General features: G+C 60.0%; 11 protein-coding genes. 7 read left to right on the top strand and 4 right to left on the bottom strand.

From position 1 onward, the window contains the following. Positions 1 to 184 precede the first annotated feature (184 nt). From ACTM82_RS02990 to ACTM82_RS02980, 3 genes are all read right to left on the bottom strand, one after another. The gene (locus tag ACTM82_RS02990) at positions 185 to 760 is read right to left on the bottom strand and encodes a hypothetical protein (RefSeq protein WP_441054411.1); all 576 of its coding nucleotides are present in this window, start codon (positions 758 to 760) and stop codon (positions 185 to 187) included. 413 nt (positions 761 to 1173) lie between these two features. Beyond that, complete coding sequence (locus ACTM82_RS02985) at positions 1174 to 3081, bottom strand: C69 family dipeptidase (protein ID WP_441054409.1); 1908 nt, start codon at positions 3079 to 3081, stop codon at positions 1174 to 1176. A gap of 407 nt (positions 3082 to 3488) precedes the next feature. Next, positions 3489 to 4406 (bottom strand): diacylglycerol/lipid kinase family protein, encoded by a 918-nt coding sequence (locus ACTM82_RS02980; protein ID WP_441048604.1) that lies wholly within the window; start codon positions 4404 to 4406, stop codon positions 3489 to 3491. 98 nt (positions 4407 to 4504) lie between these two features. Here ACTM82_RS02980 and rnd point away from each other — a divergent pair, with 98 nt between their 5' ends. From rnd to ACTM82_RS02945, 7 genes are all read left to right on the top strand, one after another. Beyond that, positions 4505 to 5638 (top strand): ribonuclease D, encoded by a 1134-nt coding sequence (gene rnd, locus ACTM82_RS02975; protein ID WP_138375271.1) that lies wholly within the window; start codon positions 4505 to 4507, stop codon positions 5636 to 5638. 238 nt (positions 5639 to 5876) lie between these two features. After that, on the top strand, positions 5877 to 6581 hold the full coding sequence (locus ACTM82_RS02970; RefSeq protein WP_441054407.1) for a zinc metallopeptidase: 705 nt from the start codon (positions 5877 to 5879) through the stop codon (positions 6579 to 6581). A gap of 115 nt (positions 6582 to 6696) precedes the next feature. Beyond that, a complete protein-coding gene (gene xseA, locus ACTM82_RS02965) occupies positions 6697 to 8148 on the top strand; it encodes an exodeoxyribonuclease VII large subunit (RefSeq protein ID WP_441054405.1) in 1452 nt (483 codons plus the stop codon). A gap of 42 nt (positions 8149 to 8190) precedes the next feature. After that, positions 8191 to 8457, top strand: coding sequence for an exodeoxyribonuclease VII small subunit (gene xseB, locus ACTM82_RS02960; protein WP_006234311.1), 267 nt, complete (start codon positions 8191 to 8193; stop codon positions 8455 to 8457). 155 nt (positions 8458 to 8612) lie between these two features. Then, positions 8613 to 8948 (top strand): histidine triad nucleotide-binding protein, encoded by a 336-nt coding sequence (locus tag ACTM82_RS02955; RefSeq protein WP_035137921.1) that lies wholly within the window; start codon positions 8613 to 8615, stop codon positions 8946 to 8948. A gap of 147 nt (positions 8949 to 9095) precedes the next feature. Beyond that, positions 9096 to 10274 carry an acetate/propionate family kinase gene (locus ACTM82_RS02950; protein ID WP_006234305.1) on the top strand — a complete coding sequence of 393 codons (1179 nt, stop codon included), beginning with the start codon at positions 9096 to 9098 and terminating at the stop codon, positions 10272 to 10274. Positions 10275 to 10438: 164 nt separating this feature from the next. After that, positions 10439 to 11617, top strand: a complete 1179-nt coding sequence (locus ACTM82_RS02945) for an acetate/propionate family kinase (protein ID WP_441054403.1) — start codon at positions 10439 to 10441, stop codon at positions 11615 to 11617. Between the two features lie 551 nt (positions 11618 to 12168). Here the strand turns inward: ACTM82_RS02945 and pta are convergent. Continuing rightward, positions 12169 to 13149 carry a phosphate acetyltransferase gene (pta, locus tag ACTM82_RS02940; protein ID WP_427718446.1) on the bottom strand — a complete coding sequence of 327 codons (981 nt, stop codon included), beginning with the start codon at positions 13147 to 13149 and terminating at the stop codon, positions 12169 to 12171. Positions 13150 to 13300 lie beyond the last annotated feature (151 nt).

The following is a 13300-nucleotide window of genomic DNA, read 5'->3' as shown; positions in this document are numbered from 1 at the left end:
TCTTACATGACTAGTCGTTTAAGGACGTCCCCAATAGCTCGTTGTTTGGGACAGTCTTTGCTGGTGAAGCACGTAGACGGCTTTACGAGGTGCCCCAGGTTGGCGCGAAAGAGGAGCGAAGCGTACTTGGGTACGCGAGCGACGAATGAACGCCAATATGGGGTGGCTCGTAAAGCCGAGCGGGTTAGTTAAGCCTAAGGGCCTTCTGGATGGGCAGATAGAGCGCGCCGACCAGAATGGCGTTGAACACAGCGGTCATGGCGACGACGGGCAGCATAGCTGCGGCGAGTTCGCCCACTACGCCGAGCATGGCCATCTTGATGACCATGAAGATGACGCCCGAGACAAAGGTGGTCACGAACGTAGCGACGATGGCGACGGCAGGCTTAACTTGGCCATCCTTGGCGGCAGTGTTGACAATGACGGCCATAAGCATGGCGGCGATGCCCTCGGCGGCAAAATCGACAAACGGCGAGGTAGTGGTGATCTGGATTACGGCCGCCGAGATGAGACCGATGACGAGTGCCTGACCAATGTTGGGACGAACGACCAGGATGGTGAGGCAGAAGGCCGAGATGATGAACTCGGGGCTAATCATGCCGCCGGAGATACCCGAGATTGCCTTGCCGACGGTAAAGTTGAGGATGAAGCCGGCGGCAAGCAGGATGGCGAGCAGGACGAGGGCGCGGATATCGAGTTTGCCGCGGTCGGCGGTCTGGACGGTGCGGGGCTGGGCGCCGGCGGTGGTGTTCTGAGACATGGTGAAGGTCCTTTCAGAAAGGGGAGTGTAAGAGAAAAGCGGAGGCGCGTGATGCGAATGCGATCGGGCTCGAGATAGAAAAAGGCCCCCGGTCGAAACCGGAGGCCTTCCAATCACCTAGAGCGCAAAAACAGGCATGAGGGACTCACCGTCGACCGATCGTATTCGCATCACGCCACCACCAGTTGTTGAGAGACGTCATCGTGTTCTTCATGTTGGTGGCTCCTTTCGTGATGCCATGGCGCGGTCGCACCCAGTTGCTGTTGCGCTGCACTATAGCACAGCGAAGTGTGTGCGGGGAAATCTTTTTTGAAAAGAATTTCGGCGACGTTTCCTCCTATTAAGAAGAGCGGGCGGGGCAGCTTGTGCTGTCCCGCCCGCGCCCTGGGAAGTGTTACTTCCTGCGAGGAGTGTTACTCCTTGTTGCGGCGATAGAGGGCATAGCCGCCAGCGGAGATGACGACGACGCCAGCAGCGGCGAACGCGGCAACCACGCGGCCGTCAAAACGGTCACCGGTGGTGGGCAGGTTGCCCTTGGTGTTCTTCTTGTTGGTGGTCACCGTGGTAGAGGTGCTCGGCTTGGTCGGCTTCTCGGGGGTAGTAGGCTGCTCGGGGGTAGTAGGCTGCTCGGGGGTAGTAGGCTGCTCGGGGGTGCCGGGCTGCTCGGGCTTCTCGGGGGCCTCGGTGGCGAGGGCATCCTTGGCGTAGGTGATGGACACCTTGAGGCCGTTGGTCTCGGTGTTCAGGTCGCTCGGGGTGAAGGGCTGGTCGAAGTTCTCAGCCTTCAGATAGGCGCGCATCTCCTGGAGCAAGGCCTTGCACTTGACGTAGGTGTTCTCGGTGGCAGCATTGCCGGCCTTGTTTGCCAGGGCGGTACGGGCCTCGGTGCCCTCGGTGGCCTGCATGACCTCGTCGACTTCCAAGTTCTGCTCGACGAGCTCGTTCTGGAGGGCGTCGAGGTAGGTGCGGACGTTGACGCCGAGCAGCTCGGGATGCTCGAAGCAGAGGGAGCTGATGTCCATGAGGACGTAGTTGATGGAGTTCTCGGGCTCCTCGTTGTTCACGATGTCCGTCTCTCCGCAGTGATCGAAGGAGACAGTCTGATCGCTGAAGTACGGGCTGACCTCAGTCATCAGAGCGGAATACAACGGGATGGCGACGGAGTACGCGGCACGAGAAAGCATCTCCCACTGGATGGTTGCGACTTCGGGATCAAGGCCGCGACGAATCTGGAAGAGGTGGACCTCGGTGTTGCGCTCGGTGCCGATGGCGTAGGCGCCGTCAGTGTTGGCGTTAAGGCCAGGGACGTTCTCGCCGCGGTTGCCAAAGGCGCGAATCAGCTCAAAGGTACTCCAGCCAGACTTGCCAGGCTTGAAGAACAAGGGCTGGATCTCGCTGACGGCTGCGCCGACGCTGCCGTCGTTGACGATGGTGTAATCGGCGTCCTTAGTAAGCGGGTTCTTGAAGTAATCTCGACCCTGGATATAGCGGGTCCACTGATGCCTGCCAGTCTTATCGAGCCTCTCGCCATACGTTTGGGCGACATCGAATTTGCCGTCAGCGGAGTATTTGGCGATACCCTTTTCTTCGGGCATGGACTGGATTTTCTCAGAGTGGAGGCAATTTTCGGTGTCATCGAGGTCGACGTCGTAGTTAAGGTTGCCGATGTTGGGGTTGACCGAGGCGACGTCGTCAGCGAGCTTCATGGCAATCCACTGATGGCCGGAAAGCGCGGCGAACAGCCAGGTCTCATTGTTGTCGGCGATGACAATCTGGTCGTTGGAGCAGACGCCCTGCTCGTCGATCAGGCTTCCGATAAGCTTGACGCCCTCACGGGCCGTAGCGCTTTCGCCCAAGATAACGCTGGCGTAGCTGTACTCACCCAAGCCATCCGTAAGGGGGTCCACAGCTTTGACATCTGCATTCATGCTGGTGCTTAGCGTGGCGGAACAGGAGACGCCCTTCTCGTTGATGCCTGCCTCGGAGTAGGCGTCCCAACGCTCGTCCCACTGCGAGGGGTGATCGCGCACATAACTGTAGCGATACGTGGTTTTGTTCGAGGTGTATACGAATCCGGACTCATCGGAGCTGTAGGTGAAGCCGGGGGCGTGCGAATCCTCGATGCCAAAGTGCTTGAGGTAACGTTCGCCATAGTCCTCGGCGCGGCCATAATACGTATTGCCGTCGGCCGTAAGGTTCTTGCCCATGTAGATCTGGGTGCAGGCGAGCGCAGAGGTCGGCATGGACATGATAGTTGCAGCTCCAAAGGCGAGGCCTATGCCAAGCTTTTTGAGCGCGTTGACGGGGTGAGTTTTCCTCATAATCCCTCCCAGCGTGCGAAAGCCCTCTGTCGCCAGAGGGCTTCAGCCAATAAAGATACCCCATTAGCATAACGAGCTGGAAACAATATTCATCTATGAAAGGTACTTATTCGATAAGCGTAATGAAATATGCGATGAGCGGTTAATTATACTCAGTTTGTAGCTTTACTTTAATAAAGACGCCCTGCAATTACTGTAGCTCAATAAAGCGTCTGGAAATAACGAAATGAAAATCCCCCGCTGTTTGACAAATGCATAAACAGCGGGGGAGATGATAACCGGATGAATATCATACCAATGTGGAATTACTTCTTCCGGCGGTGGATTACGTTAATCGCGTAGCCCACGAGCATGGCCAGAACGATGACGATAAAGCCAAGGATAGGGTTGTCGTTCACGGGGTTCTCCTATTTTCCGAGTGGTGAGAATTCGTCGACGATGAGGTCGAGGCATTGCGGAAGCGCGCGGGCGCCAAAGACACCGGAGTTGCTGGAGATGATCTCGCCATCGAACTGCATGCCCAGCGACGGCGTGCAGGTAATCTTGGCTTCCTTGGTCTGGATAATCTTAAACTGCGGGCGGCCGAGCACCTTGCCGGCGGGGTCGAGCGCGGCGGTGATCACCGTGGGGAGCAGCTGCACCGTGCGCACGGGTTCAATAACGACGATGTCGACCATGCCGTCGTTCATGCGGCAGCTGGGGAACAGGTTGATGTCGTTTTGGATGACTGAGGTATTGCCCGCCATGCAGCAGATGCCGTCGAGCTCCTCGACCATGCCGTCGTGTTCAATGGTAAAGTGCGCCACCGTGGGGTTGGGCGTGGCGAGCGCGGAGAGGAAGTAGGCGATCTCGCCAATGTCGTTTTTGGTGGGGGCGGCCTTCATCATGATCTCGGCGTCGAAGCCCGAGCCGGCGATGATGATAAAGCCGTGGCGCTTCTCGTTACCGTTCTCGTCGATCCAAAAGAGCTCACCCATGTCCACCTTGACCGTGCGGCCGGCGCGGCAAGCCTTGGCAAGCGCCGCCGCCTCGGGGGCATTACCGATGTTGTTAAAGAACAGGCAGGCTGTGCCGGAGGGGAAGATGAGCGTAGGGACACCGCACCCGCGCATCTGGTCGAGCACGTTGGAGACGGTGCCGTCGCCGCCCGAAACGACTACGCGGTCGAACTCACGAACGTCCGCTACCGCGTCCTCGGGCTCCATGCCATCGCCGATAAAGCGCATTACGACCTCGTCGCCGCCCTGTGCAAGAGCGTGCGTGAATGCGTAGATTTCATCGGAGCTGGGACCCGATGCCGGGTTGTGGATGATAAGGCAGCGCATACTTACGTTCCCGTTCTGTGACTAACCGAGTATAGTTGTAGGGCAATGCCGATATCCTACCCGTGTTTTTCGGGCCTAACCTTATTCGATGGGTTGATATGTACATTTCCACACATCAGGCTCTACTCGACTTTTGTCAGCGCGCTCGTGAGTTCGACGCGATTGCCGTCGATACCGAGTTTTTGCGCGAGCGCACGTTTCATCCGCGCCTGTGCCTGGTTCAGATTGCCACCCCTGCCGAGAGCGTCGCGGTCGATCCTTTGGTGATCGACGACTTATCGCCGCTGGCCGAGCTTATGGCCGACGAGGGCGTGGTCAAGGTCTTCCACGCCTGCTCGCAGGATATGGAGGTCATGCTCCACACCGTGGGTGCGCTGCCGCGACCGATTTTTGACACACAGGTCGCCGCCGCCTTTTTGGGCGAGCGCCAGCAGATTTCCTACGGCGCGCTCGTTCAGACGTTCTGCGGCGTATCGCTGCCCAAGACCGAGTCGCTGACCGATTGGTCGCGCCGCCCGCTGAGCGATAAGCAGATTGAGTACGCGATCGATGACGTCAAGTATCTGATCGTCGCCTATACCGAGATGATGAGCCGTCTGCGTGAGCTGGGCCGTGTGGATTGGGTGCTCGACGAGTTGCGCCCGCTGGCAGACGAGTCGCACTACCGCGCCGACCGCCATGAGGCATTCCGCAAGGTCAAGCGCATCAACTCGTGTAGCCGCCATCAGCTGGGCATTGCGCGCGAGCTTGCCGCCTGGCGCGAGGACCGCGCCGAGCGCCGCAACATCCCGCGCAAGTGGGTCATGTCCGACGATACGCTGCTGGCGCTCGTCAAGCGCAATCCTGTGCGCGTTGAGGAGTTCCGCAGCATCCGCGGCACCGATCAACTGGGGGAGCGCGATGTGGACGGCGCGCTCATGGCCATCAAGCGTGGCGCGAGCTGCCCGCACGATCGCCTGCCGCTCATGGTGCGCGGACATCGCCAGATCTCTCCGGAGCTGGAGAGCGTGACGGATCTCATGTACGCGCTCATTCGCCTGGTTGCCGAGCGTTCGGGCGTGGCGACCTCGGTCATTGCCTCGCGCGATGACCTGGCCGACTATATTGAGCATCCCGAGCAGAGCCCTTTGCGCGAAGGTTGGCGCTTTGAGCTTGTGGGCTCGCGCCTGGACGATCTGCTCTCGGGCAACATGGGGTTGACGGTGAAGGACGGCAAAATCGAGCTCCTGTAGGTATATAGTTACGCGGTTTTACCAAACCGCGTAACAGCTCGACGCTGCAAACGGCCGAGAGCGGCAATCTGACGTTCAATCGTCGCTCGCGTACCAAAGTACGCGTCGCTTCTCTTTCACGTCACCTTGCTCGCTCTCGGCCGTTTTCGCTGACATTGCCAAAACATCGATGCTGTCTCGTTGGCTGGGCGAGTGGGTAGAATGCCTCCAACGTGTAACTCGATTCGGAGGAATTCGCATGCCCTATTACTATGGTTACGGCTTTGGCATCGACCCGCTGTACCTGCTGGTCGTCCTTGTTTGTACGGTGCTCGGTCTTGCCGCGCAGAGCTATATCAACTCGACGTACAAGACGTGGTCTAAGGTGCGCTCGGACGGCGATACGGGTGCCACGGTCGCGCGCCGCATGCTCGATGCAAACGGCTGCAATGCCGTGGGTATCAAGGGCGTCGCCGGTGAGCTCACCGACCATTACAACCCGCAGGATAACAACCTGTATCTCTCGGATGCCAACCGTTCGGGCGGATCGGTCGCAAGCGTTGCCGTCGCCTGCCACGAGGCGGGCCACGCCGCCCAGCGCCAAAGCGGCTATGCCATGATGAAGGTACGCACTGCCCTGGTCCCGGTCGTCAACTTTACCCAGAACACCTGGACCATCGTGTTGCTCTTGGGCCTGTTTATGAACATTGCCGGGCTCACAACCCTCGCGCTGATCTTCTTCTCGTTTAGTGTGTTGTTCCAGCTGGTTACGCTGCCGGTCGAGATTGATGCCAGCCGCCGCGCCGTGGCGTACATCGAGCGGTCGGGCATGAGCTCCAAGCAGGTCAACGGTGCCAAGAAGGTCCTGACGGCAGCCGCGCTTACCTATGTGGCCGCAGCGCTCACCTCGATCATTCAGCTGCTCTACCTGATGGCTCGCTACAACAGAAACTCCAACCGATAACAAATTGGCTTGACAGGCGCCGCGGGGATTTGTGTCCCCGCGGCGCTGTACTATGTGTTGGACTTGAATTTGCGCAGGGCTGGAGCCTTTGTGCACGATAACGAAAGGAGGCTGCGTGGCAGGCTGGAATCTAACCGGCAATGCTGTTTCCGCCGAGTTTGACGGCTCGGACGATCGGGAGCGCAAGGAACTCAGCGTGAGCCAGGCGGTGGAGATCGCCGCCGGTGCACTCGATGCTATTCCGCAGCTGAGTGTCTTGGGCGAGGTCACGGGCTTCCGTGGCCCCAATGCCCGAAGCGGCCACTGCTACTTCCAGATTAAGGACGATTCGGCCGCCGTTGACTGCATCATTTGGAAGGGCGCCTATCTCAAGCGCACGTTCGATCTGCGCGACGGCATGCAGGTGAGCTTTAAGGGTAGCTTCAATCTCTATAAGCCCACGGGCCGCATGAGTTTTGTCGCCCGCTCGTTTTCGCTGGCGGGGGAGGGTCTGCTGCGTCAACAAGTGGCGCAACTGGCCGAAAAGCTGAGCCGCGAGGGCCTGATGGACGAAGCGCGCAAGCGCCGCATCCCGGTGTTCTGCTCGCGTGTGGCGGTCGTCACCTCGCTTTCGGGTGCCGTAATCGATGACGTCAAGCGCACATTGCGTCGTCGCAACCCACTCGTCGAGCTCGTTTGCGTGGGTGCCAAGGTTCAAGGCGAGGGTGCGCCGGCAGAGCTCATTGAGGGTTTGCGTCGCGCCGCTTCCATTACGCCGGCGCCCGATTGCATTTTGCTGGTGCGCGGCGGCGGCTCCTTCGAGGACCTCATGACCTTCAATGACGAGGAGCTTGCCCGCGCGGTGGCGGCTTGTCCTGTGCCCGTGGTGACCGGCATTGGCCATGAGCCCGATACCTCGATCTGCGACATGGTGAGCGATCGCCGCGCCTCCACGCCCACGGCGGCGGCCGAATCGGTGGCGCCGGCTATGACGGAGCTGGCAGATGTGCTCGAGGCGCGCCATCAGCGTCTGGGCGCCGCGATGGCATCGATGATCGGGTCAGATCAGGTCGATCTGGAAATGCTCGATCAGCGTGGTCGCCGCGCTTGGGACACCTATACGGCCCGTCTGGGCGATGCGCTCGATGCCGCCGCACGCCGTCCGTGCCTCAACGACCCCACATTTATGGTCGAGCGTCGCGAGTCTGAGCTTGCCCTGACGGCCGATCGTCTGTCCGGCGCCATAACGCGTTCGGTTGGGGCCTTCCGCTCCGACTTTGAGCGCCTGCCCGAGCGTCTGGTTGCAAGCACCTCGGGGCTCGATGGCAAACGCCATGCGCTCACGCTTGCGAGTTCCCGTCTGGAGCATCAGGGGCGCACGATGCTCAGCAAACCCGCGTCCGACCTGGGCCGAGCTGCTGCCTCGCTCGATGCCCTGTCACCGCTCAAGGTGCTTGCCCGTGGTTATTCCATCGCGTACAGCGATGACGGTGTGGCTACGAGCGCCAAGACCTTTAAGCCGGGCGACACCATCCGCGTGCGCATGGCGGACGGCAACGTGGCAGCAACCGTCAACGCGGTCGAGTAGACCGCGTTTCACAGTGATAGACCCTTAGGAAAGGAAACAGATATGGCAGAGAAGACCCCGGTCGAGCAGCTTACGTACAAGCAGGCCTCGCAGGAGCTGGAGCTCATCATCCGCAGCCTGGAGTCGGGCGACATGGAGCTCGAGGAGTCGCTCGAGAGCTATACCCGCGGCGTCGAGCTCCTCAAGAGCCTGCGTACCCGCTTGTCCGATGCCGAGCAGAAGGTCTCGGTGCTCCTGAAGGACGTCGACGGCAACGACGTGCTCGCCGACGGCGAAGCCGCCAACACCGACGACAACCTCTCGTTCTAACCATCCCGCAGCCCACTTTGGGGTAGTCTTTTTGGGACGGGGCTTTTTTGACTACCCTTGCGCGACGGCTCGCCAGGTGCCTGCGCTTGCGAAAAAGTAGTCAAAAAAGCCCCGTCCCAAAAAGACTACCTTGGTCTGTGAGAAAGGAACCAACCATGTGTGATTGCATCTTCTGCAAAATTGCCAACCACGAGATCCCCTCAACCGTTGTCTATGAGGACGATCAGGTCATCGCGTTCGACGACCTCAACCCCCAGGCGCCGGTCCACACCCTCGTAATCCCCAAGAAGCACTACAGCGACATCGCAGACAACGTACCGGCCGAGACCATGGGCGCCATGGCTCACGCCATCCAGGAGGTCGCTAAGGCCAAGGGCTTGGAGGACGGTTTCCGCGTCATCTCCAACAAGGGCGTCAACGCCGGTCAGACCGTCATGCACTTCCACATGCACGTCCTCGGCGGCAAGAACCTGGGCGAGAACCTCATCTGAGGGCGCTTCTTCCGTGGGATGAGGCGAAAGCTTAGGCACCGATAACTTATATATCAACGCAATAAACCCGAGCGCGAGGGCGTTTGGGTTTATTATTGAAGCGTATGTAACCTGGCGGCGCCACACCGCCTGTTAGTAGGGAGACACATGAACGTTCTGGTCGTCAACGCGGGATCTTCGACCCTTAAGTATCAGGTCATCGATACCAAGTCCCACAAGGTGTCCGCAAAGGGCTCCTGCGAGCGCGTCTGCTTTACCGGCGGTACCTTCACCCACGCTGCCAACGGTTCCAAGAAGGTGACCGAGAACATCGAGTTCCCCGACCACAAGGTCGCCATCGAGGTCGTCCTGAAGGACCTCGAGGCCAACGGCGTCAAGATCGAGGGTATCGGCCACCGTATCGTTCAGGGCGGTTGGTACTTCGGCGATTCCTCCCTCGTCGACGAGGACGTCCTCGCCAAGATCCGCGAGGTCGCTCCGCTCGCCCCGCTGCACAACAACCCCGAGGCCAACGTTATCGAGTACTGCCTCGAGCAGTATCCCGACCTGCCCAACGTCACGGTCTACGACACTGCTTTCCACTTCAATATGCCCGAGGTCGCCAAGACCTACGCCCTGCCCAAGGACGTCTGCGACAAGCTGCACATCCGTAAGTACGGCGCCCACGGCACCAGCTACCGCTACATCTCCAAGAAGGTTGCCGAGATGACCAACGGCGAGGCTCGCAAGGTCGTCGTGTGCCACATCGGTTCCGGCGCTTCCCTGTGCGCTATCGAGGACGGTAAGTGCATGGACACCACCATGGGCTTGACGCCGCTCGACGGTGTCATGATGGGCACCCGCTGCGGCTCCATTGACCCGGCTACCGTGTGCTACCTGCAGCGCGAGGGCGGCTACACCTTCGACGAGGTCGACGAGATGATGAACAAGAAGTCCGGCCTTTTGGCTGTGACCGGCGGCAAGACCAACGACTGCCGCAACGTCGAGGAGCTCGCCGCTGCTGGTGACCCCGAGGCTCAGCTCGCCTTCGATATGTTCGTCTACAAGATTGCCGCCAAGGCTGCCGAGATGGCCACTTCCATGTGCGGTATGGACACCCTGGTCTTTACCGCCGGCATCGGCGAGCACGCTCCGGCTGTCCGCGCTGGCGTGGCCGACCGTCTGGCCTTTATGGGCGTTAAGATGGATCATGCCCGCAACGCCCTGCGTGGCGACGGCGCCTGGTGCCTGTCCGCCAAGGATTCCAAGGTCAAGATCTTCGTCATCCCCACGGACGAGGAGTTCATGATCGCTTCCGACGTCGAGCGCATCGTCAACGGCAAGTAATTGCAAGAGGGGAGGGGCTGGACGACCGAGCGCCGTTCGGCCCCTCTCTTGTGCTCGTTGGGCGATATGCCTGATAGCTATTTATCAAGTTGTGATAACTTCTTATTAACATACGGCCACCTTAAGGGGTCTGCGCCGACCGTATTGCACTGCAAAGGAGTCTCATGAACGTACTTGTTGTCAACGCCGGCAGCTCGAGCCTTAAATATCAGCTTTTGGATACCGATACCCGCGAGGTTTTCGCCAAGGGCAACTGCGAGCGTATCGGATCGGACATGGGCATCTTTGGTCACTCCGAGAACGGTGGCACCAAGCAGACCGAGGAGGTCCCTTTCCCCGATCATCGCTCTGCTATCGCTCGTGTGCTCGAGGAGCTCGAGAAGACCGACTTTACGATTGATGGCATTGGGCATCGTATCGTTCAGGGCGGCTGGCACTTCGATGATTCCGCAGTCGTTGACGACGAGGTTATGGCCAAGATTCTTGAGGTGGCACCGCTCGCCCCGCTGCACAACTACGGCGAGGCCGCGGCAATCGAATATTGCCGCGAGAAGTATCCGGAGCTGCCCAACGTGGCCGTCTTCGACACCTCGTTCCACATGACTATGCCCGAGGTCGCCTACACCTACGCGCTGCCCAAGGACGTGTGCGACAAGTACCACGTGCGCAAGTACGGTGCACACGGTACGAGCCACCGCTACGAGTGGATGATGGCCAAGGAGATCCTGGGCTCGCGCTGCCACCGTCTGCTTTCGTGCCATCTGGGCAACGGTGCTTCGCTCGCCGCCATCGAGGACGGCGTGTGCCGCGACACCACGATGGGCCTCACGCCGCTCGATGGCCTGATGATGGGCACCCGTTGTGGTTCCATCGACCCTGCTACCGTGTGCTACCTGCAGCGTGAGGGCGGCTACAGTTATCAGGAAGTCGATGACATGATGAACAAGCAGTCTGGTCTGCTTGCCATCTCGGGTATCTCCAACGACGCCCGCGACATCCGCACGCGCGCCTCCGAGGGCGATGAGCGCTGCCTGCTCGCCTTCGACATGTTCGCCTACAAGGCCATGCAGCAGGCCGGTTCCATGATTGCATCCATGGCGGGCGTGGACACCATCACCTTTACCGCCGGCATCGGCGAGAACGACTGGTCGATCCGCAAGGCCTTCTGCGACTGCTTTGAGTGGCTGGGTGTGCGTATCGACAACAACAAGAACCGCGAGGCCGTGGGCAACGGCCCGCAGGTCATCAGCGCCGCCGGTTCCGCCGTCACCGTCATGGTCATCCCCACCGACGAGGAATACATGATCGCCCACGACGTCGAGCGTCTGACCAAGAACAACTAACGCGCTCGTTTGCATGTAAACGAAAGGCCTCCTGAGCAACAGCTCGGGAGGCTTTTTTGGAGGGCGGACGGCGGAAACCCCATCCCATTTTGAACGCGGATTTTGGGACACACTTTCCGTTTGGGGCAGGTTGCGGACAATACGACCCACAACAAAGCAAAATTCCGTCCCGCAGTTTCCCAAACAGCCCCCAAGTGGAAGCTACATCCCGCAATCCACCTTCAAACCGGGACACACTTTCCGGTGGGTAAGACATCGAACTGCAGCCAACATTTCGGTCCCAAAGTGATCATCGCCGGCAACGCCTGCGCTCCCAACAACGGCACCAATCTGCTCAAATCTTCAGCCCCAACTCGTAGCCAAGCCGCCGTCCGCCCCAGATTCCCTGAATGCTACGTAGCGGTAGAAGGCCGTACGGGCTAACCCCTGAAAACAATCCGCAGACCAGAAACGCCCCCGTTCGTAGCTCCGGAGGAGCAGAACGGGGGCGTTTCATTGGTCGAGGACGTTTTCAGGGGTTAGCCCGTACGGCCTTCGGGCGAGTGCGTCCGCTACTCAGCCATCTGAGCCTGGACGGCGGTGATGGCTACGACACCCACGATGTCGTCGGCAGAGCAGCCGCGCGAAAGGTCGTTAACCGGCTTGGCGATGCCCTGCAGGATGGGGCCGTAGGCATCGGCGCCGGCGAAGCGCTGGACCAGCTTGTAGCCGATGTTGCCGGCCTCGAGGTCGGGAAACACGAGCACGTTGGCCTTGCCGGCAACGGAGGAGCCGGGAGCCTTGAGCTGGGCCACGTTGGGGACGATGGCGGCGTCGAGCTGCAGGTCGCCATCGATGGCGAGCTCGGGGGCCTTCTCCTTGCAGAACTTCACGGCCTCCTGGACCTTCTTGGCGACCTCGCCGCCGGCGGAACCCATGGTGGAGTAGGAGAGCATGGCCACGTGCGGCTCAACGTTGCCCATGAAGGTGGACCAGGAATGAGCGGAGGCGATGGCGATCTCGGAGAGCTCATCGGAGGATGGGTTGATGTTGAGGCCGCAGTCGGCGAAGATCAGCGTGCCGTCGGTGCCGAACTGCGGGGTGTCGGTGCACATCACAAAGAAGGCCGAGACCAGCTTGGTGCCCGGGGCGGTCTTGAGGATCTGCAGCGCGGGGCGCAGAGTGTCGGCGGTGGAGTGGCAGGCGCCGGAGACCAGGCCATCGGCATCGCCCATCTTGACCATCATGGTGCCAAAGTAGGTGGCGTCCATCACCTGGGCGCGAGCCTGCTCGATGGTGACGCCCTTCTTGGCGCGGAGCTCGGCAAACTTCTGCGCGTACTCCTCGTGCTTCTCGGCATTGCGCGGGTCGATGACGGTAGCGCCGGGAACGTTGATCTCGTCGGGGTTGCCCAAGATGACGATCTTTGCCAAGCCCTCCTCGATGATCTTGGTAGCTGCGATGATGGTGCGCGGATCTTCGCCCTCGGGCAGGACGATCGTCTTAAGGTCGGCCTTGGCGGCAGACTTCATACGGTTTAGGAAATCGCTCATGTTACTCCTTACAAGCGTTTCGCTAAGCTCCAGGCACCCGGCTGTCCACGAATAAACCCGCTGCTAGCGGGTTTACCTTTCAAATATGTACGCCGGGGTGCTTGAGCTTTCCTTGTGTGGCAAGCTCATTATAGGACGCATTAGCGCTATA

Source organism: Collinsella sp. HCP3S3_E5 (assembly GCF_052067635.1).
GTDB lineage: Bacteria > Actinomycetota > Coriobacteriia > Coriobacteriales > Coriobacteriaceae > Collinsella.
The sequence above is the reverse complement of the archived record's forward strand: the minus strand, read 5'-3'. Positions and strand labels throughout refer to the sequence as shown.